This window comes from Chryseobacterium rhizoplanae, assembly GCF_900182655.1.
GTDB classification, from domain to species: Bacteria; Bacteroidota; Bacteroidia; order Flavobacteriales; family Weeksellaceae; genus Chryseobacterium; species Chryseobacterium rhizoplanae.
In genome coordinates, this window is the sequence record NZ_FXTC01000001.1 from 1,149,862 (window position 1) to 1,174,383 (window position 24,522).

The 24,522-nt window shown below is 38.2% G+C and carries 23 protein-coding genes; 15 read left to right on the top strand and 8 right to left on the bottom strand.

What is annotated here, in order from left to right; translation table 11 throughout:
• Positions 1 to 168 precede the first annotated feature (168 nt).
• The 11 genes from FN817_RS05045 (at position 169) to FN817_RS05095 (ending at position 14,466) form a co-directional block, all read left to right on the top strand.
• Positions 169 to 585: an RrF2 family transcriptional regulator gene (locus FN817_RS05045; protein WP_081983596.1), complete on the top strand. Its 417-nt coding sequence runs from the start codon at positions 169 to 171 to the stop codon at positions 583 to 585.
• 82 nt (positions 586 to 667) lie between these two features.
• Positions 668 to 1,381: a phosphoadenylyl-sulfate reductase gene (locus FN817_RS05050; RefSeq protein ID WP_142716990.1), complete on the top strand. Its 714-nt coding sequence runs from the start codon at positions 668 to 670 to the stop codon at positions 1,379 to 1,381.
• Positions 1,382 to 1,392: 11 nt separating this feature from the next.
• Positions 1,393 to 2,301, top strand: coding sequence for a sulfate adenylyltransferase subunit CysD (gene cysD / locus FN817_RS05055; protein ID WP_262712095.1), 909 nt, complete (start codon positions 1,393 to 1,395; stop codon positions 2,299 to 2,301).
• Positions 2,302 to 2,406: 105 nt separating this feature from the next.
• Positions 2,407 to 3,645: a sulfate adenylyltransferase subunit 1 gene (locus FN817_RS05060; RefSeq protein ID WP_142716992.1), complete on the top strand. Its 1,239-nt coding sequence runs from the start codon at positions 2,407 to 2,409 to the stop codon at positions 3,643 to 3,645.
• 4 nt (positions 3,646 to 3,649) lie between these two features.
• The gene (gene epsC / locus FN817_RS05065) at positions 3,650 to 4,480 is read left to right on the top strand and encodes a serine O-acetyltransferase EpsC (protein WP_142716993.1); all 831 of its coding nucleotides are present in this window, start codon (positions 3,650 to 3,652) and stop codon (positions 4,478 to 4,480) included.
• A 20-nt stretch (positions 4,481 to 4,500) separates the two neighbouring features.
• Positions 4,501 to 5,412 (top strand): cysteine synthase A, encoded by a 912-nt coding sequence (gene cysK, locus FN817_RS05070; protein WP_142716994.1) that lies wholly within the window; start codon positions 4,501 to 4,503, stop codon positions 5,410 to 5,412.
• A gap of 23 nt (positions 5,413 to 5,435) precedes the next feature.
• A complete protein-coding gene (gene cobA / locus FN817_RS05075) occupies positions 5,436 to 6,281 on the top strand; it encodes a uroporphyrinogen-III C-methyltransferase (RefSeq protein WP_142716995.1) in 846 nt (281 codons plus the stop codon).
• Entirely contained in the window at positions 6,271 to 7,983 is a 1,713-nt protein-coding gene (locus FN817_RS05080; RefSeq protein ID WP_142716996.1) for a diflavin oxidoreductase, read from the top strand. Before cobA ends, FN817_RS05080 begins: the two co-directional genes overlap by 11 nt.
• Positions 7,984 to 8,025: 42 nt before the next feature.
• Positions 8,026 to 9,702: an NADPH-dependent assimilatory sulfite reductase hemoprotein subunit gene (locus tag FN817_RS05085; protein WP_142716997.1), complete on the top strand. Its 1,677-nt coding sequence runs from the start codon at positions 8,026 to 8,028 to the stop codon at positions 9,700 to 9,702.
• A gap of 364 nt (positions 9,703 to 10,066) precedes the next feature.
• Positions 10,067 to 12,943 (top strand): TonB-dependent receptor, encoded by a 2,877-nt coding sequence (locus FN817_RS05090; RefSeq protein ID WP_142716998.1) that lies wholly within the window; start codon positions 10,067 to 10,069, stop codon positions 12,941 to 12,943.
• Between the two features lie 5 nt (positions 12,944 to 12,948).
• Positions 12,949 to 14,466, top strand: a complete 1,518-nt coding sequence (locus FN817_RS05095) for a TSUP family transporter (protein WP_142716999.1) — start codon at positions 12,949 to 12,951, stop codon at positions 14,464 to 14,466.
• 429 nt (positions 14,467 to 14,895) lie between these two features.
• On the opposite strand, the gene FN817_RS05100 is transcribed toward FN817_RS05095, so the two are convergent.
• From FN817_RS05100 to FN817_RS05130, 7 genes are all read right to left on the bottom strand, one after another.
• Positions 14,896 to 15,384, bottom strand: a complete 489-nt coding sequence (locus FN817_RS05100; protein WP_142717000.1) for a DoxX family protein — start codon at positions 15,382 to 15,384, stop codon at positions 14,896 to 14,898.
• 111 nt (positions 15,385 to 15,495) lie between these two features.
• Positions 15,496 to 15,888, bottom strand: a complete 393-nt coding sequence (locus tag FN817_RS05105; RefSeq protein ID WP_142717001.1) for a hypothetical protein — start codon at positions 15,886 to 15,888, stop codon at positions 15,496 to 15,498.
• A gap of 49 nt (positions 15,889 to 15,937) precedes the next feature.
• On the bottom strand, positions 15,938 to 16,639 hold the full coding sequence (locus FN817_RS05110) for a type 1 glutamine amidotransferase domain-containing protein (protein ID WP_228451476.1): 702 nt from the start codon (positions 16,637 to 16,639) through the stop codon (positions 15,938 to 15,940).
• 7 nt (positions 16,640 to 16,646) lie between these two features.
• Positions 16,647 to 17,555: a helix-turn-helix domain-containing protein gene (locus tag FN817_RS05115; RefSeq protein WP_142717002.1), complete on the bottom strand. Its 909-nt coding sequence runs from the start codon at positions 17,553 to 17,555 to the stop codon at positions 16,647 to 16,649.
• 122 nt (positions 17,556 to 17,677) lie between these two features.
• The gene (locus FN817_RS05120; RefSeq protein WP_142717003.1) at positions 17,678 to 18,613 is read right to left on the bottom strand and encodes an NAD-dependent epimerase/dehydratase family protein; all 936 of its coding nucleotides are present in this window, start codon (positions 18,611 to 18,613) and stop codon (positions 17,678 to 17,680) included.
• A 460-nt stretch (positions 18,614 to 19,073) separates the two neighbouring features.
• Positions 19,074 to 19,463 (bottom strand): DoxX family protein, encoded by a 390-nt coding sequence (locus FN817_RS05125; protein WP_167498809.1) that lies wholly within the window; start codon positions 19,461 to 19,463, stop codon positions 19,074 to 19,076.
• A 153-nt stretch (positions 19,464 to 19,616) separates the two neighbouring features.
• Positions 19,617 to 20,597 (bottom strand): polysaccharide deacetylase family protein, encoded by a 981-nt coding sequence (locus FN817_RS05130; protein ID WP_142717005.1) that lies wholly within the window; start codon positions 20,595 to 20,597, stop codon positions 19,617 to 19,619.
• A 90-nt stretch (positions 20,598 to 20,687) separates the two neighbouring features.
• Between FN817_RS05130 and FN817_RS05135 the strand changes: the two genes are divergently transcribed.
• Genes FN817_RS05135 through FN817_RS05145 form a run of 3 tightly spaced genes read left to right on the top strand, consistent with a single transcriptional unit; the run spans position 20,688 to position 22,301 of the window.
• Positions 20,688 to 21,542: an AraC family transcriptional regulator gene (locus tag FN817_RS05135; RefSeq protein WP_142717006.1), complete on the top strand. Its 855-nt coding sequence runs from the start codon at positions 20,688 to 20,690 to the stop codon at positions 21,540 to 21,542.
• 51 nt (positions 21,543 to 21,593) lie between these two features.
• The gene (locus FN817_RS05140; protein ID WP_142717007.1) at positions 21,594 to 22,055 is read left to right on the top strand and encodes an NUDIX hydrolase; all 462 of its coding nucleotides are present in this window, start codon (positions 21,594 to 21,596) and stop codon (positions 22,053 to 22,055) included.
• 18 nt (positions 22,056 to 22,073) lie between these two features.
• The gene (locus FN817_RS05145; RefSeq protein WP_142717008.1) at positions 22,074 to 22,301 is read left to right on the top strand and encodes a hypothetical protein; all 228 of its coding nucleotides are present in this window, start codon (positions 22,074 to 22,076) and stop codon (positions 22,299 to 22,301) included.
• A 58-nt stretch (positions 22,302 to 22,359) separates the two neighbouring features.
• On the opposite strand, the gene FN817_RS05150 is transcribed toward FN817_RS05145, so the two are convergent.
• A complete protein-coding gene (locus tag FN817_RS05150; protein WP_142717009.1) occupies positions 22,360 to 22,851 on the bottom strand; it encodes a hypothetical protein in 492 nt (163 codons plus the stop codon).
• A 215-nt stretch (positions 22,852 to 23,066) separates the two neighbouring features.
• Here FN817_RS05150 and FN817_RS05155 point away from each other — a divergent pair, with 215 nt between their 5' ends.
• Positions 23,067 to 24,275: a hypothetical protein gene (locus FN817_RS05155; protein ID WP_142717010.1), complete on the top strand. Its 1,209-nt coding sequence runs from the start codon at positions 23,067 to 23,069 to the stop codon at positions 24,273 to 24,275.
• Positions 24,276 to 24,522 lie beyond the last annotated feature (247 nt).

Here is a 24,522-nt window from a genome sequence, read left to right on the forward strand (position 1 = left end):
GGAACTCACAAATGCCCCTCCTTTGGAGGGGTGGCGAAAATTCAAAGAATTTTTGACGGGGTGGTTTCCAACATTCACTGTCAACGTCCCTTTTGTGAATGAATTACATCAAAGCCTTCCACAGAAAACATTTCATTTATCAGATATTTATCATAACTTGCAGAAATTATGATGTCAAAACGTTGCAAATACGCGCTTAAAGCAATGGTCAGATTAGCAAGGAATTATAACCAGGGCTTTCTGCCAACCTCTGTTATTGCACAAGACGAGAACATCCCCAAAAAATTTCTTGAACAAATCCTTCTTGAACTTAAAAGAGCCAAACTTGTCAACAGTAAACAGGGTAAAGTAGGAGGGTATTATTTACTAAAATCGCCCGATGAAGTCTCATTAGCAGATATTTACCGCATTTTTGACGGCCCAATTGCATTAACCCCATGTGTCTCTTTAAACTTTTACGAAGCCTGTGATGATTGTGTGGATGAAGCAGTCTGTTACCTGAGAAAAGAATTAATGATCGTTCGTGAAAAGACAAGAACAAGCATGATGGAGGCTACTCTGACTAAATTCATTACTAAAGAATAAAAATTTTTTATTTAAATTCTACTATTTTGATAGGAGTTATAGAATTTTATATATATTTGCAGGACTTAAATTTCAATTCAAAATGGAAAACAGTCTGAGAAATGAATACGAAAACCTTTTGAGAGAAGCTACTGAAGCTTCTTTTCAAACTAATGGACTGCAATTACTGGCTGAAAGATTTCCGGATAAAGTGATCTTTTCAACCAGCTTCAGTTACGAAGATCAGGTGATCACTCATCTGATAAAAGATTTAAATATTGAAATTTTCACCCTGGATACAGGAAGACTTTTTGAGCAGACCTACGAAACCTGGACTTCCACAAAAGCTTTCTTTAAAAAGAACATCAAAGCTTATTATCCGGATATGGAAGAGCTAAGAGAATTTGTAACAGAAAACGGGCCTGATTCATTCTATCAGTCAGTTGAAAAAAGGAAAGCGTGCTGTACCATCCGTAAGGTTAATCCATTAAAAAAAGCACTGGAAAGTTATAAAGTATGGATTACCGGTCTTAGATCCGAGCATTCTCCAAACCGGCAGAATATGCCCCAGCTGGAATGGGATCAGGATAATAAGATCATCAAATTTCATCCCATCCTTCACTGGACAACAGAACAGGTGACAGAATACGTGAAAAATCATCATTTACCTTACAATCACCTTCACAAGAAAGGATTTGTAAGCATAGGATGTGAACCCTGTACCAGAGCAATCAAAGAAGACGAAGATTTCAGGGCAGGCCGATGGTGGTGGGAAGATGCCAACAAAAAAGAATGCGGTCTGCATATTCATCAATAAAAAAGAAAAACATGTCAATACAGCAGTTAAACTATTTAGATCAGTTAGAAGCCGAATCTATTTATATATTAAGAGAAGTAGCAGGCCAATTTGAACGTCCGGCTTTATTATTCAGTGGCGGGAAAGACAGTATTGTGCTGGCTCACCTGGCAAGAAAAGCATTTTTTCACGGGAAAATCCCGTTCACATTTGTTCATGTGGACACCGGGCACAACTTTCCGGAAGTCTTGGAATTCCGTGATCAGCTGGTAAAGCAGTTAGATGTTAATCTGGCAGTAAGAAAAGTAGAAGATACTATAAAAAGTAAAAAACTAACCGAGGCTAAAGGTAAATTCCCAAGCAGAAACTGGCTGCAAACCTACACTCTTCTTGACACGATTGAAGAATTTGAATTTGATGCCTGTATCGGAGGAGCCAGAAGAGATGAAGAAAAAGCCCGCGCCAAGGAAAGAATATTTTCAGTGCGTGATGAATTCGGACAATGGGATCCTAAACTGCAGCGTCCTGAACTGTGGAATATCTTTAACGGGAAAATCCACAAAGGAGAAAATGTAAGAGTTTTCCCTATCAGCAACTGGACAGAGCTTGATATCTGGAATTATATCCGAAGAGAAAAAATTGAACTTCCTTCTATTTATTTCTCGCATGAAAGGGAAGTGGTAGATTTTAACGGACAGTGGCTTGCCAATTCTTCACATGTTGTATTAGAACCTGAAGACATCATCACTACCAAAAAAATACGCTACCGTACCGTTGGAGACATGACCTGTACCGCTGCAGTAGAATCCAATGCAGTGACAATAGATGCCGTAATTGAAGAAATTGTAGCGACCAGAATTTCAGAGCGGGGGGAAACAAGAATTGACGACAGAGTGACAGAAGCAGCAATGGAAGACCGAAAAAAAGGAGGCTACTTTTAGATAAGCAATCAGCAATGAGTCATAAGTAATAGAATAGACAACTTTACTTCTTAATAGCAAAACATTGCTCATTGCCCATTACTCATTATTTATAATAAAAATCGGATGGATATATTAAGATTTATAACAGCAGGAAGCGTAGATGACGGTAAAAGTACCCTTATCGGCAGACTGCTTTACGATAGCAAAAGTATTTTACAGGACCAGTTGGAAGTCCTTGAAAAACATTCCAAAAACAAAAATGAAGACGGAGTAGACCTTGCCCTTTTAACGGATGGTCTTCGCGCAGAAAGAGAGCAGGGAATCACCATTGATGTTGCCTACCGTTATTTTTCAACGGCAAAAAGAAAATTTATCATCGCTGATGCACCCGGCCACGTACAGTATACGCGTAATATGATTACCGGAGCATCCAATTCTGATCTGATGGTCATTCTGATCGATGCAAGAAAAGGCGTGATTGAACAGACCAGAAGGCATTCCATCATCGCTTCTTTATTACAATTAAAGAAAGTAGCTGTAGCCATCAATAAAATGGATATGGTGGATTATTCGGAAGAAGTTTTTGAATCTATCAAATCTGAATATTCAAAAATTGCAGAAAATCTGGGATTAAACGATGTCACTTATTTTCCGATCTCTGCACTGAAAGGAGATAATATTGTTTCAAAATCCTCCAGAACAGATTGGTACAAAGGAAATTCACTTCTTGAATATCTTGAAGAAGTAACACTGAATGAAGAAAAAAATAATGGAAGCCGTTTTCAGGTTCAATATGTAATTCGTCCTCAGACTGAAGAACTGCATGATTACAGAGGATACGCCGGACAAATATTAAGTGGAAAATTCACAAAAGGAGAAAAAATCCATATTCTTCCGGCAGATCTGACCACTGAAATTACTAAAATTGAGATCAATGGTATTGAAAAAGAGGAAGCTTTTGAAGGACAGCCTGCAGTGATCCATCTTGCCCATGATTTAGATGTCAGCAGAGGAGATATTTTTGTTACGGAAGAACAGATTCCGGCCGTTGAAAAAGACCTTGAAGTTCTCTTATGCTGGCTTGATCAGAAACCTTTACAACCAGGGAATAAATACCTTCTGCAGCAGAACAGCAGACTTGTGAAAGCAATTGTCAAAGAGGTAGATTACAAGATCAATGTTAACACGCTGATCCAGGAACAGGCAGATAGTGAAATTAAACTGAACGAAATAGTAAAAGTTACCCTTCGAACGGCACAGCCTTTGGTCTATGACAGCTTTACCCATAATAAAACAACGGGCTCTGCCATTTTGGTGGATGAAACGTCCAATTCAACGGTAGCAGCCTGTATAATTCAATAAAAAAATGGCAATTTCCGATCACTTAATAGAAAGAATTCATCAGACCAAACAAAATAGTAATCATGGATTCTTTGATAAAATAAAGACCAAAAGATGGGTTAAGGATTTGTATGAAACACTTTTCCTTCCCCAGAATGACAATACTGAAGATCAGCTGAAAAGAAATTTTAAAGCGCTGCAGGAAACTCTTTCAGAACAGATCAATGCTGTAACAGGAGGTCAGGACAGTACTGAGAAACAGGTAAACCAGTTTTTTGAATCTCTGCCGAACCTTTACGATCAGTTGGTACTGGACGCAAAATCTATTGTAGAATTTGATCCTGCGGCCGATTCTCTGGAAGAAGTCTATCTGGCATATCCCGGCTTTTTTGCCACTTATGTTTATCGCATTTCACATCAGTTGTGGAGTCAGAAAGTGAAAATCGTACCACGCGTCATTTCAGAGTATGCCCACAGCAAAACAGGAATTGATATTCACCCGGGAGCTACCATCGGAAAGTCTTTTTTTATTGACCATGGGACAGGAATTGTGATCGGGGAGACAACAGTCATTGGAAATAATGTCAAAATCTATCAGGGAGTGACCCTCGGAGCCTTGAATGTTTCCAAGGAAAAAGCCCATCAGAAAAGGCATCCCAATATTGAAGATGATGTGATTATCTATTCTGGAGCAACCATTTTGGGAGGCGAAACTACCATAGGCAGAGAAAGCATTATCGGAGGAAATGTTTGGATAACACAGGATGTTCCTGCCAATTCGCTGGTTTATCATAAAAGTGAAATAAAAATAAAGGATAATACTTCATTACCGGAATCATTAACCTTTGTCATTTAAAAAAACAAAAAAATAAAGATATGAGATTTCAGAACGCATTAGAAACGATTGGAAATACTCCCGTCGTAAAAATTAATAAATTATTCAATTCAGATCACGAAATTTGGATTAAACTTGAAAAAAGCAACCCTGGAGGAAGCATTAAAGACAGAATCGGACTGGCGATGATTGAAGATGCAGAAGCCAAAGGATTATTAAATAAGAACAGCACCATTATAGAACCTACCAGCGGAAATACAGGAATAGGTCTGGCCCTGGTAGCAGCTGTAAAAGGATACAAACTCATTCTTGTCATGCCGGAAAGCATGAGTATAGAACGCCGTAAAATCATGGAAGCTTACGGAGCAGAATTCGTGCTTACTCCAAGAGAAAAGGGGATGAAAGGCGCCATTGAAAAAGCGAATGAGCTTGCGGAAGAAACACCTAATTCATGGATTCCAAGACAGTTTGATAACCCTGCCAATGTAAAAGTTCATGTAGAAACGACTGCTCAGGAAATTTTAAAAGACTTCCCTGACGGCCTTGACTACATCATTACCGGAGTAGGAACCGGAGGACACATCACCGGAATTGCAAAAGCTGTAAAAGAAAAATATCCAAACGTAAAAGTATTCGCTGTAGAACCGGAACTATCTCCTGTTTTAAGCGGAGGAAGCCCGGCACCACACCCACTACAAGGACTAGGAGCTGGATTTGTTCCTTCCATTCTGGATATTACTCTTTTAGACGGAGTGATTACCGTAGGGAAGGAAGAAGCCTATGAGTACGCCCTCAATGCCGCGAAAAAAGAAGGCCTTTTTGTGGGAGTTTCCACCGGAGCCGCTTTAGCAGCCATCGCAAAACATTTACCTGAAATACCACCTAACGCTAAAATCCTGACGATCAATTACGATACCGGAGAAAGGTATCTGTCTGTGGAAGGACTCTTCTAAATCCTTAAATAACATCTACTTCAATGAAAACAAATATAAAATCACCAAAGGTATTCCTTATCGGTGCAGGGCCCGGCAACCCTGAACTGATCACTGTAAAAGCAGTAAAAGCGATTGCAGAAGCAGACGTCATTTTATGTGACCGCCTTGTAAGTCCTGAGATTCTGGAATCCTACGTCAATGGAAATACAGAAATCATCTATGTAGGAAAAGAATGCAGCAAAAATGCATCCACCCCTCAGTCTCATATCAATACTTTGATGGTGGAATATGCCCGTCAGAACAAAACTATTGTAAGGCTGAAAGGAGGAGATGTTTCCATATTCTCCAATATTCTGGACGAACTGCAGGCTTTAAAACAAAATCATATTCCTTACGAGATCATCCCGGGAATTACAGCAGCTTTAGGAGCAGCAGCATTTGCAGGGATGCCTTTAACGGCAAGAGGATATTCTACATCAGTTCGTTTTCTGACCTATTATAAATCAGATATTGTAACTGAAGAATACTGGGAAGAACTTACTTACACCAATGATACTCTTGTTTTCTACATGTCCAAAGGAAATCTTACTCCTCTTGTAGAAAAGTTTATACAGCTAGGGATTTCAAGTGATAAAAAAATTGCGGTCATTGAACAGGCTACAACGCCTTATCAAAAGGTATATACTTCATCTTTTGATGATTTTAACGAAAAATTCGGGGACAAAACCTTCGCATCACCTTCTTTGGTTGTGGTAGGTAAGATTGTTAATCTCCATGAAGACTTTTCATGGCTTGAAAATGCAGAACAGGAAGGTCTTTACTTCAAATCGGTGGAAAACGGAAGTCTAATCCCTACAACTCAAAATTTCTTTGAATATGCTGTCTGAAACAAAATTAAATGTATTAAAACAAATCTCCGGAGACCTTTCCAGGGATGAAGCCATCTGGGCAAGCGGATATCTTGCAGGTATTGCCGGAGGAACTTCACTGACCGCCGTTCTACCGCCACAGCAACTCAATAACAGCACTCAAAATGCTGTAAAAAAGATAACTCTGGCATACGGAACAGAAACCGGAAACAGTAAAAAACTGGCTACAGCACTGGCAGGTATTGTGAAGAAAAAAGGACTTCAGGTTAAACTTGCTGACCTTTCTCAATACAAGCCTAAAGATCTGGCTAAAGAAGAATTCTTTTTCATTGTAATCAGCACTCAGGGAGAAGGAGAACCGCCAGCTCTTGCCAAAAAATTCTACGATTATATTCATGAGAATGAAATTGATCTAAGCGGACTGAAATATGGAGTACTGGCCTTGGGAGACAGCAGTTATCCGCTGTTCTGCCAAACCGGAGAAGATGTAGATTCACGTTTTGAAATATTAGGTGCCCAGCGCATTATTCCATTGAAAAAGTGTGATATAGATTATGAAAAGGAAGCTTCACACTGGATAGAGCATGTATTTGAAACAGTCAATAAAAATACTGATCAGAGTCCAAAAAATGTTGTAGTACCAAAGGTTTCTACCGGAAGAAAGAAATACTGGGGGAAAGTTTCGGCCATCATCAATCTGAACGATATTACTTCTGAAAAAGAAACGTATCATATTGAAATTGAAACAGAAGGAGCACTTGCCTATCAACCAGGAGCAGCGCTGGGAATTATTCCATTCAATTCAAAATCTGTAGTGGATGAAATTATTACACTGACAGGAATTGATCCTCAGAAACAGATAGAAACAGCTAAGGTTACAGCTTCTGTTGAAGTACTCTTACACAAACACCTTAACATCAGTTATTTACTTAAATCCGTTGTTGCTCAGTATGCGAAAATAACAGGACATTCCATCCCGGAAGTGAGACTCAGCCTTCTCGATCTCCTCAGAATTTATCCCGTAAAAAATGCAGATGAATTTGAAGAAATCTTACAGATAGTAACCGCTCAGGCACCGCGTCTTTACTCCATATCATCCTCTCTGGAAGCTCATGGTGACGCGGAAATTCATATTACCGTTGCGAAATCAGAATTCTTTATTGATCATCAGAAACACAACGGGTTATGCAGTGGTTTTCTGAGTGAATTCAAAGAAGGGGAAGAGGTGGAATTTTATATTCAGGATGCAGGACACTTCAAACTTCCTGAAGCCAATAAAGACATCATTATGATAGGACCGGGAACAGGTATTGCGCCTTTCAGGTCTTTTCTTTGGGAACGTGATGCAACCGGGGCAGAAGGAAGAAACTGGCTGTTTTTCGGGGACAGGAATTTCGTTTCAGATTTTCTCTACCAGGCTGAACTCCAGGATTTCCTTAAAACAGGCAGTTTAACTCATTTAGATCTTGCTTTTTCCAGGGATACAAATGAAAAGATATATGTTCAGCACAGGCTGGAGCAAAAAGCTCAGGAAGTATTTTACTGGCTGGAAGGAGGCGCGTCAGTATACGTATGTGGCGCTAAAGAACCGATGGCCCGTGATGTGGAACAAACACTTCTGACCATTATTCAGAATGAAGGAAAACGCAGCAAAGAAGATGCTGTAAACTATCTGGAAGAAATGGAGCTTGACGGCAGATATGCCAAAGATGTTTATTAAACGGAGTAAAGAAGTATTCGTAAAAAATTAAAGGAAACATTTATGAACAACGATAAAGAAAACCTTTCACCGGTAGAAAGGATTAAAACCAGCAGTAACGGGCTCAGAGGATCTTTAAAAGAGAGCCTTGCTGATCAATTTACCGGAGCTATCCGGGAAGATGACCAAACTTTGATCAAATTCCATGGAATGTACCAGCAAGACGACAGAGACCGAAGGGAAGAACGTGTCTCCAAAAAACTGGAATGGCTGTATTCTTATATGATCAGATTAAGACTTCCCGGCGGCTTTTTAACTCCGGAACAATGGGTAGGATTGAATGAAACAGCTGAAGATCACTCAACAGGAACCATCAAAGTAACCACAAGACAAACCATTCAGCTGCATGGTATCTTAAAATCGCATTTAAGACCTATCATTCAGAGCTTCAATCTGCAGCATCTGGATTCTATTGCAGCCTGTGGAGATGTCAACAGAAATGTAACCTGTACCGCCAATCCTTCAGAATCCCCTTTACAGCAGGAAGCTTACGAACTGGCAGGGAAAATCAGTGAAATGTGTCTTCCAAAAACCAAATCTTACTACGATATCTGGATTGATGACGAGCTTTTGATTGACCGTAAAGCAGAAGAAGATCCATTATATCAGGACAGATACCTTCCAAGAAAACTGAAAATAGGAATTGCTGTTCCGCCCAATAACGATGTAGATGTATTTATCAATGATATTGCATTGATCGCTATCATTGAGAATGATAAAATAGTGGGTTACAATATTGCTGCCGGAGGAGGATTAGGAGCTACTCACGGAAATGAAGCCACGTATGCCCGTCTCGCCTCCATCCTTGGATTTGTGGATACGGAAGAAAAAGTATTGAAGGCCGTCTACGAAATCATCACGGTTCAAAGAGACTTTGGAAACAGAAGCGACCGAAAATTATCAAGATTAAAATATACGATTGATAAATTGGGTATCGACCAATACAGAGCTGAAGTAGAAAAAAGAACGGGATTCAGTTTTGAACCGGCCCGTGAATTTAAGTTTGAACAGAGAAAAGACCGTTATGGCTGGATTCAGAATCATGAAGGGAAATGGTTTTATACCGTATTTGTAGAGCACGGAAGAATCCTTAATACAGCTGAATATCCTTTAAAATCAGGGTTATTAAAAATCGCACAGACTGGTAAAGCCAATTTCCGTTTTACCTGCAACCAGAACCTTATTCTGGCTGATATTGACGAAAAAGATAAAGCTGAAATTGAAGCTATTTTAAAAGAACACGGAATCTTTGATTATATAAACGGTGCAAGCGCCTTACGTAAAAATTCTGTTGCCTGCGTAGCTTTGAACACCTGTTCATTGGCTTTGGCAGAAGCTCAGCGTTATCTTCCTTCTCTGGTCACCAAAATAGAACCTATCCTTGAAAAATATGGTCTTTTGGAAGAAGATATCACGATCCGTATGACCGGCTGTCCTAACGGTTGCGGAAGATCTCCAAATGCGGAAATAGGATTTGTAGGAACAGCCTACGGAAAATACAATCTTCACATCGGAGGAGACCGTTTAGGAATGCGACTGAATACAAAGTTTAAAGAAAATATAGGGGAAGAAGAGATTCTTGCCACGCTGGATGAGCTTTTCGCGATTTATGTACAGAAAAGACTTGCAGAGGAAACATTTGGTGATTTTTCATACCGTTACTTACACACCTTAAATTAATTATATGGTTACTTTTCATGATGATCTGAAAAAAAACAAAAACAATCAACCCCTTCTTTTAGGCAGACGAATGTGTATGTGTTGTTGATTCTCAAAATAACAATATATACAAAGCTGTTTCAACTTTTTGAACCATGAGGAAAAGTTAATACAACATCCTGTCATTGCGAGCCAAAGGCGAGGCAATTTCAGCATTATATTAACGGCTTAAACCACCCCGTCAAAAATTCTTTGAATTTTTGCCACCCCTCCAGAGGAGGGGAATTCTAAGCCCTTCAATTGTAATATGAAACCATATTGAAGCTTTTCATTAAAGGTAAAAAAGTTCAGACAGCTTCATTCTCAACCTAAAAAATGAAGAAAAATGAAAAACAAAAAGCAGGGACATTTTCTACCTAAAGCAGGTATTATAGCATTTACATTTCTATTTTTTAACCTTGCAGAAGCACAGCAGCAGCTTATAGAGCTTAGCGGAAGTATCAAAAATACAGGCACACATAAAGGTCTCGATTCTGTAAAAGTGCAGATCGAAAATACACAGGACACCGTATTAACCGATCAATCGGGTAATTTTAAGCTCAGAACAAGGGTTACTATTCCATTCAGAGTGGTTATTCAGAAAGACGGGTTCAGCAGCCAGACGGTTGAAATCCTTTCGCCTTCCAACAAAATAACGGTGGGACTTAATCCTCAGAACACCATCATTGATGATGTTGTGATCTCCGCCTCAAGGGTTCCGGAAAAGATATTGAGATCACCGATCGCTATTGAAAAAATTGATATCAAAACGATCAGGGAAAGTCCGGCAGCATCGTTTTATGAAACCCTGGAAAATGTAAAAGGGTTACAGCTTTTAACGTCGAGTCTTACTTTAAAAATTCCAAATTCAAGAGGATTCAATTCGCCCAATAATTTCCGTTTTATGCAGTTGGTAGACGGTGTAGATGTACAGTCTGCAACACTGGGCGTACCATTGGGAAATGCAATAGGGCCCACAGAACTGGATATCCAGTCGATGGAAGTCACTCCGGGAGCCGCTTCAGCGCTGTACGGAATGAATGCCATTAACGGACTGGCGAGTTTACAGACCAAAGATCCTTTTACTTCTGAAGGAATAAGTGTTTATTTCCGCGGTGGAGTGAATCATGTAGATAATGTCAACCATAAAATAAGTTCTCTGGGAGAAAGTGCCATCCGGTTTGCAAAAGTATTCAATAAAAACTTTGCAGTGAAGGTGAATGCTTCTTATTTCAGCGGAACAGACTGGATTTCCAACGATCTCACCGATCAGAATTTCGGTTCATTGGTAACAGCCAATCCTAATTTTTCACTGGCCAATAATCCGGCTGAAGATCTTTGGAATAAATACGGTGACGAAAGAAACAACCGTGTTGCCGTAAAAGTGGATTACAACGGTAAACCTACTACATTCAACGTTTCCAGAACAGGATATCTTGAGAAAGATCTTGTGAGTCCTGATGTGAAGAATATCAAATTCGATGCAGGATTATATTACCGTTTCGGAGACCAGTGGAGAACTTCTTATGTGTATCGTTACTGTTTGCTGGACGGAACTTTCCAGAGAGGAAATAAAATCCGTTTACAGAACGCTACGGTTCAGAACCATAAAGTAGAACTGACAGGAAGAGAATTGACCTTCAGAGCGTATGTATCTATAGAAAATACAGGAGATTCTTATAACCTGAAACCTTTGGCAGACAATCTGGACCTTACAAATCTTTCCAATACCAACTGGAAAAATATATTTCAGACTGCTCTTCAGAACAGCTTAAATGCTGGAACCAATCTTAATGATGCATTTATTCTAGCCCGGCAGGAAGCCGATAAAAACAGGGCAGTTCCCGGAACCGCAGCCTTTGAACAGTTAAAAAATACCATTATCGGAATCAATAACTGGGATTCAGCCAATGCAGGAGTAGCTGGAGCTCCGGCAACAGGAGGGGCAAAGCTTGAACAAAAATCCCGCTTTTATCAGGGTGAACTTACCTACGATTTCAGCAGATTTGTGAAAATTTTCAGCCTTCTGGCTGGTGTAGATTACCGACTGTACAGCATTACTCCGGATGGAAATAACTTTGTTGATTTCAACCGTCCTGTGAGTGAAAGAAATATTCCTTTAGCCAACGGCACCTTCGGGAAAGATGTGATCTATCAGAAATATGGAGCTTTTGCACAGATTACCAAGCTTTTCTTTGATGATAAATTAAAAATCAATGCCGCATTACGTATCGACAGAAACCCGGAGTTTGAAGCAAAGCTGAATCCCAGGATCAGCGTGGTATATTCTCCTGTTAAAGAGCATAACTTCAGGGCATCTTTCCAGAATGGATATCGTTTCCCTTCGTTATTTGAAGCACTTTCTTTCGTGAATAACGGGAATGTAAGAAGAGTAGGAGGTCTTTCAAAAGTAAATGACGGATTAGGTTATCTGGAAAATTCTTATACACTGGCTTCTATTGACAGGTTCACCTCAGCGGTAAATGCTGATGTGGATGCAGGAAAAACCCAAAGCCAGGCTGCTCAGGATAATAAACAGCTTTTAACGGTAGCCAGTTTACAAAAGCTACAGCCGGAAAAAATCAATTCATTTGAAATAGGATATAAGTCTGTGTTTTTCAATAATAAACTGGTGCTTGACTGGGATTTCTATTACAACATCTACGAAGGATTCCTGGGACAGGTAGAAGTGGCAGTTCCAAAAAACAGCCAGGTGGGAAGCAATGCAGCCGTGCTTGCGATGCTCGACAGAAGTAAACAGGACAGATACAGGGTTTATACCAACAGTAACAGCACTTACAAAAGCTATGGAACCTCTTTGGGAGTCCGGTATAATATTACAGGAAACTATAATATCAATACCAATGTTTCTTATAACGATCTTGCATCCAACAATACCTCAGACCTCTTTATCACTGCATTCAACACTCCAAAATGGATGGTAAACGTAAGTTTGGGAAATAGAGAAATCGTCAAAAACATAGGATTTACCATTGTAGGAAGATGGCAGAGCGGCTTTACATGGGAAAGTCCTTTAGCATCAGGACCCATTCCAGCTTATTATACGATCGATGCACAGGCAACATGGAAACTTCCTGAAATTCATGCGAATATTAAAATTGGAGCTACCAATTTGCTTAACCGCCGTTATTTCCAGTATGCAGCTGGCCCTGAAATCGGAGGGCTGTATTATCTCGCTTTTACGTATGACTTAAAACTGTAATCAGGATGAGCAATTCTTTATATCCCATATTTTTAAAACTTGAAAACCTGTCACTGCTGATCATCGGCGGTGGCAAAGTTGCCCTTGAAAAACTGGAGTCCGTACTGGGAAACTCTCCGGATACTTTCATCAAACTGGTGGCAAAAGAAATTATTCCTGAAGTCAGGGCCTTACAACATGAATTTTCTAATCTAACCCTGCATGAAAGAGCCTACGATGAACATGATTTTAATGATGCCGATCTTGCCATTATTGCAGTAAATGATATTAAACTGGCAGGAGAAATCAGGGGAAAAGCCCAGCAGAAAAATGTATTGGTGAATATTGCTGACAAGCCTGATCTGTGTGACTTTTATTTAGGTTCCATTGTCAAAAAAGGAAGTCTTAAAATTGCGATTTCCACCAATGGGAAATCTCCGACTATCGCCAAGAGATTAAGGGAAACCTTTACCGAAACCATTCCTGACGAAATGGATCATGTGTTGGATAATATGCAGCATATCCGGAACAAACTGACGGGAGATTTCAATTATAAAGTGAAGGAACTCAACAAAATCACTACAGAATATCTGTCTGACGGAAAAGTTTCTTCAAAACCGGATATGGAAATGGAGAAACTGATTAATATTACCAAAACAGCCCAAAGAAAAGCCAATATTTACCTTGCCATCATTGGTGTTTTACTTCTTTTCGGATTATTTGGACTTGTGGTCTATCAGTTTAATCTTTCAGATGACATCCAATATTTTCTGAACAAAGACGGCCATATCTTTTACTGGATGCTGTTTGCAGGCTTTATGGCAGAAATTGTCGCCGGATCCATGGGAATGGGTTATGGAGTAATCTGTACCACCATTCTTTTACTGCTGAATGTTCCACCGCCTGTTGTGAGTGCGAGCATCCACTCTGCAGAATCGTTTACCACAGCAGCAGGAAGTTTCAGCCATTACAAACTGGGAAATGTCAATAAGAAAATGGTGTGGGTATTATTCCCGCTGGCTATTGTGGGGTCTGTTATCGGGGCATTGACGCTGTCTCATTACGGGGAACATTATGCTCATATTGTAAAGCCTATTATTGCCTGCTACACCTTGTATCTTGGAATTAACATCTTACGAAATGCATTTAAGGATAAAAAATCAGGACAAGCGAAAACCAAACGGAGAACCAATCTCAGAATATTAGGATTGGCAGGAGGTTTTATTGATTCCTTTGCTGGTGGCGGCTGGGGACCTTTGGTAACCGGAACACTGATCAAAGAGGGAAGGATTCCCCGTTATGTCGTGGGAAGCTCTACCGTAGCCAAGTTTTTACTAACTGTAACGAGTGCGATAACTTTTATTTTCACCATTGGAATTCATCACTGGAATATTGTTTTAGGACTTTTATTGGGTGGTATTTTTACGGCTCCGTTTTCGGCGATGCTTACGGCAAAACTTCCTACAAAAAAAATGTTTGTTGTGGTAGGAATTGTAGTTATTCTGATGAGTCTTGTTACAATAACAAAGTCTTTTTTGTCATAAAAAATTAAACGCAGAGATTTTAATGTTTTACTTTAATTTGAGGATCAAAGGGGGAAAAATTCATGATATCGCCTATTGGCACTATCATTACTCATTTTTAGTAACAATCTGAAACCATTAAAACTTTGCGTTTTTTTATTTTTTTAAACTATATATAAAATGTTTTTGGGAAACGCAAAGACGCAACATGATTAATAAAAGGCTGCTATAAGGCACAAGGATTTTATCTCCGATAAAATTGAATACCGCATATTTCTTCTAGATCTTTAAAAAAATCTATATCATATCCTTTGCTGAAAATCTAATATTGAGCGAAGTCGAAATATTCTTGCGACTTAAAAATTTCACATAAACTTGTAAAAATCTTTGTGCCCTTGCGATTATCCAACAAAAAACAGCTCTTAAAAAAGAGCTGCTTAAACTAATTAATTATTTAAGATTTGTTTTTTTTAAAGTATCAAGTCCGAAACCTGTACATCCCTGAAACAAAAACAGGAGTAAAAACAGAAGATACAACGTCTGAGGCAGATAAAGAAAATAACTCAGCCATGTAAAAGGATCTACTTCGTAAATTCCGGTTTCTGGCTTTACAGGAACTAGTTCCTTAGGAATTGAACTGAGATCATGCGTGAATAATGCAACCAGAATAATGATGATTAAAAACACAGAGCTTATTCTCGTCCAGAAACCCAGCATTAAAAATAGCCCGAATACACATTCACAGAAAGCCGTAAAATTCGCCGTAAACTGTGGAAATGGAAATCCAATAGAACTTATAGTATTCAACATATATCCTTGAAAAATAGGATGGAAAAGTTTGTTAAAGCCCGCTATAAAAAAGAAGAGCCCAATAAGTATTCTGCAGAGTGCATATATATTGACTGTATTCTTTTCGAGGTTTGATCGTATTGCTTTCATTATTTTTTTAATTCATTTTTGATTAAATCAACATGACAGTACCATGAACAGGGATTGATCATGTGATTATTTGATTAGATAACAAGGTTTTTATGTAAATCTCAGATCACGTTATTTCACGATAGCTGAAATGTATCCTGTTATTTTAGGAGGAATCCAGATAGAATTAAAAAATGAAGAATAGGGTGGATCATCATATAAGAAATAACGGTTGTTTATTTCCTGATCTATAAATTTTTCAAAGGCAAAAGAATGAAAAGAAGCAGTAAAAAACAGAGAAAAACCGGAACAGTAATTACTGTTACATTTTATCGGAGTTCTGTTGTTATCCGCAAAATCAAGCTCATTGCATTTTTTATGAGAAGTCTTTTCCTGACTGTAATGATGTTTTGTTTCTGTGGAAAGAAAGTTGGTATTTTCTGTTTTTAGGATCACCAGATGGAGCAATATTACAAATATATTAAATACCTGTAGATACTGCCATAATCCATTTCTTTTCCTCATAAATACAATAGAATGAAGACAAATATAGTAAAATATTCATAACTGATTTTTAATTGAATGCCTGTTTATCAAGCTCAGAAACTACGACTTTAGCCATTTCTTTAGAACTGAAAGGATTTTGTCCTGTGATCAAATTACCATCCACCACCACGTTGGAAGTCATCGGAATAAAAGCTTTTTTATAATGTACATCCCGTTCTTTAAGGGCTGCTTCAAGATTAAAAGGAACTTCATTTTTCCTTCTTGCCAAAGTTTCTTCAAACCAGTCAAATCCAGTAATATTTCTACCTTTGATCATGTATTCTCCATCAGAAAGCTTTACGTTCAATAATCCTCCAACTCCATGACAGATCGCTGCGACCATTTTATTATTTTCATATTGGTTTCTTAGTATAATCTGTAGAGTTGTATTATCAGGAAAGTCATACATTGTTCCATGCCCGCCTGCAAGATATACGCAGTCGAAAGATTCATTCTTTACCTCATCGAGACTTTTTGTATGTGTTAATTCATTCATAAACCCTGGATTTTGATAATATTTTTTTGAAATTCCATCCAGAACCAGAGGTTTAAGGCTTTCCGGATCAACGGGAGTATTTCCGCCTTTAGGAGAAGCTATGGTAATCTGCCATCCTTTCTCCCTGGCAGCGTGATAAATATGGGTAAGCTCGCTCAGCCATAAGCCTGTTTTAAAATTACCGCTGGCATATTGATCTACGTTCGTTATGATTAGCAATATTTTTTTCATCATGATAGTATTAATTAAAAGATTTCCTGAATTCTAACGGTGAAACAGTGGTCTGATTTTTAAATAAGCGGTGAAAGGATTGAGGATGCTCAAATCCTAAATTATACGCAATCTCAGAAACGGTCATTGTAGTAGTAGACAGCAGTTCTTTTGCCTTTTCTATTACTCTGTTCTGGATATGCTGCTGGGTAGTCTGTCCTGTATGAACTCTTAGCATATCACTCAAATAATTAGGACTGATATTCATCTGCGACGCCACAAACTGTACAGTAGGAATACCATTGATCAATAATTTTTCATCTTTAAAATAATCATCGAGCAGATTTTCCAGCTGGCTTAAAAGATCATGATTCACCTTTTTCCGGGTTAAAAACTGGCGGTTGTAGAATCTGTCGCAGTATTTTAACAGCAAATCAATATTGGATACCAGTAAATCCTGGGTGAAACCATCCATATTAGCTTCTATCTCCCTGCTGATATTATCCATGATATCCGTTACGGATTTTTCTTCTTTTTCGGAAAGATACAAAGCCTCATTCGCAGTATAGGAGAAGTAGCCATAATCTTTTATTACGGAAGCTAATGGATATCCTTGCAGAAAGTCAGGGTGAATAACCAGCACGCTTCCTCTTACTTCGGAAAGCAGAATATCTTCAAACTGCAATACCTGGTGGGGAGCAATAAAATACATAATCCCATCTTCGAAATCATAATAATGCTGTCCGTATTTGCATCTGCCTGCACAATCTTTTTTAATGGAAACTACATAAAAATCCGTAGTCACCGAACTTAAAATAGTTTCAGGATCAATATTCACTTCATTAAAATCAAAGACACTGATCAAAGGGTTGGAAGGCCTTTTCAGGTTCAGGTACCTGTGTAATGCGGTGATGGAGGTTATTTTTTCGGGAGCTTTCATTTTATTTCTTTTTTACCACCCCGTCAAAAATTCTTTGAATTTTCGCCACCCCTCCGAAGGAGGGGAATATTTTGCCCTTCGGTTGTGGTATTGGTGTTTCTAAGTTACTTATTTTAACGAAATTATTTTGCTGATTGCTGTTCTTTTTTGATCTGCTCAATTCCTTGTCTGTAAGTCGTTACCGCAAATTCCGGGAATCTCTTTCTGAATTTTGAATCATCAAAAAGGTTATCATATTGATATCTCGGAAGCAGTTCCAGTAATTCTTTTGCATTTTTGTTGAATAAAGATCCTATTGTAAAAAATAGTTTCGGGATTACAGAATACCTGAATTCTTTTCCATAGACCTGAGAAGCCAAAGCAATAAATTCTTTATAATTCAGCTTATGATCATCTACCGGTAAATGCCATGTCTGTCCGTAGGCATCAGGTGTATTTCCGATCAAAGCAGTGGCACGGCTGGCATCAGGAGTCCAGATCAGGCTTCTTATCTTATCATCTCTCAAAGGAACTTTGAGTTTCTTATCCTCTTTAATAGCATTGAAAATAAGGCTATTCGTAATACTCTGAGTTTTTCCGGGACCATAAAATTCAGGAGCTCTGCAGATAACAGCTTCTATGTTTCCGGCTTTCATTTCTGTTAAAAGCATTTCTGTCATCTGTTTTCTTATCATTCCTTTTCTTCCCACAGGAGCGAATCTGGTTTGCTCTGTTAACACCTCATTATTTTGAGGATACATATAGGTATTATCAAAATAGACCAGCTTTGTTCCGTTGATTTTACAGGCTTCAATTACATTTTTCATGATGGTCAAAAACTGTCTTTCCCATAAATCCGTATCCATAGGAAGGCCAAGGGTAAAATAAGCTATTTCACTTCCTTTCACGGCTTCTATTGCTTTTTCTCTGCCTGATAAATCGGCTGAGAAAACAGTATCTGTATCATTTACTTTTTTGGCATTTCTGCTGACAATACGGATATCTGAAGTGTAATTTCTTTTCAGTTCTCTTGCCAGTTCTTCACCAATCTGCCCATTGGCACCTAATATGGTTTGCATCGTTTTCTATTTTGAAGGTTACGTATTCCATTGAAAATAAACAAGATATTTTCAACTGCTTTTATTTATGATACAAAATTCGGGCATAATTATAAAAACAGAGTAACTTAATCCATGGAAGTTGTAACATAATCTCTGAAGAGCGAAAGAAACATAAAAAAATAATGCTGAGAAAGTAAAAATACAGCATTGAATCATTATTTTAACCACAAAAGGCACAAAAGTCTTAAACACTTCAATTTTTTCAGAACCAAACCTTATGCGTAATAAGTACACCCTAAGTTTTGTGAAAATCAAAGATTTTCATCTTATGTGAACTTTCCTGCGATATCATTTTAAACTTACTTAAATAACTTAAGTGCTTTAAAATGATACCTTTTGTGACTTTTGTGGTTTGGTAAAGTTAAACAACTTTATAATAATCAGGTATAATTCTTTACTCTCTCAGCCTTACTGATCTTTATTTTTGGTCCAAAGCCAGGTAATTATCTTTAATTCTGCTGATCAGAATGTAGAACAATCCGGCATAGATCATCTGAATGCCCATTGCTTCCCAGTTTTCAACCGTACTGCTACCAAAAAGCAGCAGAATAATCAGAGATGCTCCGGCCATAGTGGCAATACGGGTTTTAAAACCAATGGTCAGCAGAACACCAATTGTAAATTCGAGAAAGGGGAGAGTGACACTAAAAAGATGAACCATTGGCTGCGGCAGCCAGCTTGTTTCAAAACCTTTCATCATTCCTGATGCAAAATCCTGTAGTTTTACCAAACGGACTAATCCGTGTCCTAAAAGATTGATTCCCATCGACACACGAAGGAAAAAATAAGCTGTTTTTGTATTATTCATAAAGGTATTTTTTAGAATGGAAGAGGGAAGCTGGAGGCTGGAAGATATACATCTGTTATGATTCACTTTTACCGTGTCTATCATTTATTTCAATTATTCTGTAATTTGTTTTTACGGACTTCAATAACTTCCTTCCTCCAGCTTCCAGCTTCCCTACTTATTAAACTTTTCTTCACTGTTATCAACAGGAGTATCAGGATCATTCATCACCATTTTAGCAATATCATCTTTTCTCATAAAGACTACACCTTGCTTTTCTTTGGTATATTTTATAAATTCTTCCATGGCATGCATCATTGCGGGAGTTCCACCAATTCTGTCGTGAAAGCTGATGCTCATCATTCTTCTTTTGGAAGCTCCTTCTTCATACAGACGGTCGAATTCAAATTTCAATTGATTTAAAAACTGATCAGGACTCCAGTGTTTTCCTTCAATATTGACAATATCATTATTCCGTAATGTGTAAGGGATTACGACAAAATTTTTCCCTTTTACTTTGGTAATGAAAGGCTCATCATGGCTCAGGTCATCTATGTGGTACAGGAATCCCAGTTCCTGTAAAACTTTAAGCGTATTCGGGCCTCTTCTCAGCCAATTAGCATTATAGCCTACCGCTTTCTTACCTGTAATTTTTTCAACAACATCTACACCTTGTTTCACAAAATTCAACTCGTCAGCATAATTCTTGTTCCACTGATTGTCCCAGGCAATTCCATGGGCGGCAATTTCATGGCCTCCGTTCGCAATCGCATTAGCCACTTCCGGATATTTTTCTGCGGCTGTTCCCACTACATGAGACGTTACTTTGATGTCGTATTTTTTCCATAGATCCAGCATTCTGTAAATTCCTTCATTTCCTCCATAGCGATACCAGCTTTCTGCCGGAAGATCAGGTTGCCCTTTAGGAAGGGGAGTTCCACTGAAAGGACTTTCAGCGCCTTCAGGCTGTCCACCTGTTTCAAACTGCATGGAAACGGAAATCACCAGCTGAGCTCCATTAGGCCAGTATTTTTTTGTTGAAGTTGGTGTTTCGTGTTGATCTTTTTTTGCTCTTTTATCTTTGTCATGATCAGAAAAAGACATCAGAACAATTGTTGAAGCAAGCAACAGGACAGATTGTTTTATGTATTTCATTTTGAATGTATTTAGTAAGACAAAATTGATCAATAATGAATCATGATCTATTGTAAAAATTAATGGTAAATTTGTAAAAATCCATTTTTTATGAAACGAATCGTTAATTTCAATTCTTTTAATGTTTTCAGCATTGAAAAAGAAAACTGGGACGTTGAGTATCACAATCATAACTTTTATGAACTGATTATCATAGAAAAGGGAAAAGGATTTCACCACCTCAATAATATTACTTTCCCCTACCAAAAAGGAGATGTTTTTCTCCTGCGGCCTAGCGATGGTCATGAATTTTCCATTACTCATAAAACACGTTTCATTTATATAAAATTTACAGAACAATACATCTGGGAAAATCTGCTCTCCAACAAGAAGAATGAGTTGAAAAAAGTGGTTCAGCTTCTGATGGAAGATCATTCATTTGTATACGAATCGGTGATCCAATCTAAAACGGACAGGGAACATCTGTTGCAGCTGGCCCGGATTCTTCTGTACGAGTTCAGTCATAAAAATACTTATAATAAAGAGATAAGCTCAGATCTGTTTTCCGCCATTATTACGATTCTGATCCGGAACACGATGAGCAATATCACGGCTAAAAACTGGCTTACTCAAAACTTAAGCAGAATTGAAAGGATATTGTATTATATCAACATCAATGCTTTAGATCCAGATAAAATGAAAATTGAAAATCTGGCCAAAGAGTTTATGCTTTCTCCCAATTACATCAGTATTTATATCAAAAAACAGACTGGTTTCTCCATACAGCAGCACATCATGCAGCATAGAATAAAAACGGCTGAAAAGCTTTTACTTCAGAGTCATTATAACATCAGTGAAATTGCTGACAAGCTGGGGTTCAATGATGCCAGTCATTTCAATAAAATATTTAAAACGTATAAAGAAATGTCTCCTTCTGAGTTTAAAAAGAAAGGTTTATCTTATTGATCATAGGGTTTATATATTTTTCATACCTTTAATAATCAAATCTTTAAGTCTATGAAAATAAGCGCAGGGATTTTATTGTTTAAAAAGGAAAAAGACAGTCGGTATTACTTTCTGGTACATCCCGGCGGTCCTTTCTGGAAAAATAAAGACCTGGGAGCGTGGTCTATTCCTAAAGGAGAAGTTTTTCCTGATGAAAATTTATTGGAGCGGGCACTGAAAGAATTTAAAGAAGAAACCAGTAAAACAATAGATGGGAAGTTTATAGAATTATCACCCATTAAACAGAAAGGAGGAAAAACCGTTTATGCCTGGGCTTTAGAAAATGATCTTGAAACGGCAGGCCTTTACAGCAATACTTTCCCCTTAGAATGGCCACCCAAATCCGGTAAAATATTGGAAGTTCCCGAAGTAGATCAATGGGAATGGTTTTCTTCAGAAGAAGCACTGCAACGCATAAACACGGCACAAAAAGATTTTATCACAGAGCTTGAAAATATCATAAAAAATCAATAACACCTTAAAACAAAGACCATGAAAAAATTAAACAGACAAACATTGAAAAACATCATTGGAGAAATCGGTATTGAACTTAATCTCCCTCTTCCTGTAGGCGTTTGCCTTGGAAACCTGCTTTCCCTGTGCCCGCCTCATTCCCATTGTCGTGCAGATGAAAGATGCTATCCGGATGCTGCGGGGCCCTGCATTAACGGGCTGTGTCCTTCAGGCTATCACTGCCATTCAGGAGAATGTGTAAGATAGTATAACAAAAAATAAAACGTTTATCAGGTGATAAACGTTTTTTATTATATCTAAAGTTTTACCTTTTTATTCCGATCGCTTTTAACGCGCTGGATGTCAAAAATATATCATCAAACACCGTAAGTGATTCTACATCATTAAAGCCTGAAGGAAGCAGGTCATTTTTATTGAAAGAAAGCTCTATTGAAGCATCATAGGCAGCTGTAATACGAACTTTTGAATATCCGTTATAGTCAACTTGAAAACCTTCGAACATACAGTTCTGCTCTGCCTTCTGGTATTCTGCGTATTCTTCAAATCCTGCAACATCCGTTCTTTTCCCGTCATTATGATTCAGAGATTTCCATGCAGTATAATTCTTTGGTTCTTTCAGAATATTTCCTTCACGATCCAAGGGAACAAACATTCCAAGAGTCAAACGCTTCTTTAAAAAATTGGCATAATTATTCATCAGATTCAAAATCTGAAGATCGGCATATCCTTCATGTGAATAATATTCCAGCACGAAAGTGGTCATCGGAATCAGCTTATGAGAAGCATCAGTCGGCATAAATTAGTCTTTACTTTTTTTGGCCGATAAAAATAGTATTTTTATTTACTCTACCCAATGGGAGGTGATGAATAGCATGGAATTTATACCGATTCTGAATAACAATAAGAGTAGGAAAACCCTTTATTTTTCAGTAATTTTGAGGAAAATAACTCTAAAACAATAACCAATCCAGCGGTAAAAACTTAGGATTTATACCTTTTACAAATTATTAAATGTTGAAAAAGATACTATTAGGAGCCAGCATCATTCACTGCTGCTTTTACAATATTATGGCTCAGAATCCCGGCCAGCGCCCGGTTTATACTTCGGAATGGGGACATCTCTTTCGTGATCAGGGAAATATGAAAGATATTCTGGGAATATTTTCTACCGAGGCACCCGTTTATCTTCTCGATTCTACCCGAACACAATACAAAGTGCAGGTAAGCAATGGGGATATTGGTTTCATAGACCGTCAGCCTTTACAAAAAAACATGCGTGGTAAGAAATCTGCCGGAGAGCCGGCCCAATATTTCAACAGAGGATCACAAGGATTCCAATGTCCGCATTTCTATGTACAGGTATCGGAATTACGTGTACGAAAAGCTCCCACAACAGAAAGTATGCCGGTAAGGAGAGTCGCCTTAAATGAATTGGTATGTATTGATTATGTCCCTTTATATCAGGACGGCTGGATCTATATGGGCGATCATTTCCACGAAAATCCCGAATATATCCAAATGAAATATCTGGGTCCTGAACTTACCTATGAAAAAGTACTAAAAGACTATCTGGCAGTAAAGGGCAAAGACAGGGAAAAAGAACTGGTCCAGGTTGGAAGATTACGTGAAATGGCATGGATTGAGGATAAAGACCTTAAACAGGCCTTACAATATTGGAAAGAATCTAATATCGGAATAGACAATCCAAAGATAGATATAGACTTTGAACTTCTGCTGGCGGATCAATTCGCGAAAAAACCGGGAACAGAAGCCTATGAAAAAAAACTAAAAGCTTTGAATCTGCATTTTATATGGAAGGAAACCACCCTTTTTGACGGAAAAATTACAGATGCACAGATGAAACAGCTGGAGTTGCAGAAAGTGAAAGATATTCCCAATATGCCTGAATGCGGCTGGGAACCTCAATATTTTTACAGAACACGCAATATCATTCTTGCTTTTGAAGAATATAAAGGAAAAGTTTCCGGAAGTATCTACAAAATGTCCTTCAGTAATGGTGAAGCTTTAGTATTGGGAAATGAACGTATGGATTCCAATTATGATGAAAAGAATTTTGTGACCCGTTTTGGTGATATGCTGTCTGCCCGATGGATTTCTTCCCCACATGAATATCATATTCAGAATGGCGATGCCGGACTTCTTATTTTCACTTTTAAAGATGGTAAGCTTTTCAGCTACGAATGCATGTATTATTGTTAAATGAATTGTTAATCATACTGATCAATAGAAGCGGGTTTTAACCCGCTTATTTTATTATCTGCCATTCCAAGGGCTTCAGCCAAACTTATACAATATTAAGTTTCGGCTGAAGCCGAACTATCTGTATGCAATTATTAGAACGGGCTAAAGCCCGTTCCTATTGAATATTCATACCGTTCTCAGATATAATAATACCAGGTTTATCTATCAATAGAGGCGGGTTTTAACCCACTTATTGATTAATGAC

What these genes read in the sequence shown, in the direction of transcription:
- FN817_RS05130 (WP_142717005.1), bottom strand. Translation starts at nt 20,597, where the DNA reads ATGAAATACATAAAACAATCTGTCCTGTTGCTTGCTTCAACAATTGTT.
- FN817_RS05150 (WP_142717009.1), bottom strand. Translation starts at nt 22,851, where the DNA reads ATGCCGACTGATGCTTCTCATAAGCTGATTCCGATGACCACTTTCGTG.
- FN817_RS05100 (WP_142717000.1), bottom strand. Translation starts at nt 15,384, where the DNA reads ATGAAAGCAATACGATCAAACCTCGAAAAGAATACAGTCAATATATAT.
- FN817_RS05095 (WP_142716999.1), top strand. Translation starts at nt 12,949, where the DNA reads ATGAGCAATTCTTTATATCCCATATTTTTAAAACTTGAAAACCTGTCA.
- FN817_RS05045 (WP_081983596.1), top strand. Translation starts at nt 169, where the DNA reads ATGATGTCAAAACGTTGCAAATACGCGCTTAAAGCAATGGTCAGATTA.
- FN817_RS05155 (WP_142717010.1), top strand. Translation starts at nt 23,067, where the DNA reads ATGTTGAAAAAGATACTATTAGGAGCCAGCATCATTCACTGCTGCTTT.
- FN817_RS05080 (WP_142716996.1), top strand. Translation starts at nt 6,271, where the DNA reads ATGCTGTCTGAAACAAAATTAAATGTATTAAAACAAATCTCCGGAGAC.
- FN817_RS05060 (WP_142716992.1), top strand. Translation starts at nt 2,407, where the DNA reads ATGGATATATTAAGATTTATAACAGCAGGAAGCGTAGATGACGGTAAA.
- FN817_RS05090 (WP_142716998.1), top strand. Translation starts at nt 10,067, where the DNA reads ATGAAAAACAAAAAGCAGGGACATTTTCTACCTAAAGCAGGTATTATA.
- FN817_RS05050 (WP_142716990.1), top strand. Translation starts at nt 668, where the DNA reads ATGGAAAACAGTCTGAGAAATGAATACGAAAACCTTTTGAGAGAAGCT.
- epsC (WP_142716993.1), top strand. Translation starts at nt 3,650, where the DNA reads ATGGCAATTTCCGATCACTTAATAGAAAGAATTCATCAGACCAAACAA.
- FN817_RS05110 (WP_228451476.1), bottom strand. Translation starts at nt 16,639, where the DNA reads ATGATGAAAAAAATATTGCTAATCATAACGAACGTAGATCAATATGCC.
- FN817_RS05135 (WP_142717006.1), top strand. Translation starts at nt 20,688, where the DNA reads ATGAAACGAATCGTTAATTTCAATTCTTTTAATGTTTTCAGCATTGAA.
- cysD (WP_262712095.1), top strand. Translation starts at nt 1,393, where the DNA reads ATGTCAATACAGCAGTTAAACTATTTAGATCAGTTAGAAGCCGAATCT.
- FN817_RS05125 (WP_167498809.1), bottom strand. Translation starts at nt 19,463, where the DNA reads ATGAATAATACAAAAACAGCTTATTTTTTCCTTCGTGTGTCGATGGGA.
- FN817_RS05085 (WP_142716997.1), top strand. Translation starts at nt 8,026, where the DNA reads ATGAACAACGATAAAGAAAACCTTTCACCGGTAGAAAGGATTAAAACC.
- FN817_RS05145 (WP_142717008.1), top strand. Translation starts at nt 22,074, where the DNA reads ATGAAAAAATTAAACAGACAAACATTGAAAAACATCATTGGAGAAATC.
- FN817_RS05120 (WP_142717003.1), bottom strand. Translation starts at nt 18,613, where the DNA reads ATGCAAACCATATTAGGTGCCAATGGGCAGATTGGTGAAGAACTGGCA.
- FN817_RS05105 (WP_142717001.1), bottom strand. Translation starts at nt 15,888, where the DNA reads ATGAGGAAAAGAAATGGATTATGGCAGTATCTACAGGTATTTAATATA.
- FN817_RS05140 (WP_142717007.1), top strand. Translation starts at nt 21,594, where the DNA reads ATGAAAATAAGCGCAGGGATTTTATTGTTTAAAAAGGAAAAAGACAGT.
- cobA (WP_142716995.1), top strand. Translation starts at nt 5,436, where the DNA reads ATGAAAACAAATATAAAATCACCAAAGGTATTCCTTATCGGTGCAGGG.
- cysK (WP_142716994.1), top strand. Translation starts at nt 4,501, where the DNA reads ATGAGATTTCAGAACGCATTAGAAACGATTGGAAATACTCCCGTCGTA.
- FN817_RS05115 (WP_142717002.1), bottom strand. Translation starts at nt 17,555, where the DNA reads ATGAAAGCTCCCGAAAAAATAACCTCCATCACCGCATTACACAGGTAC.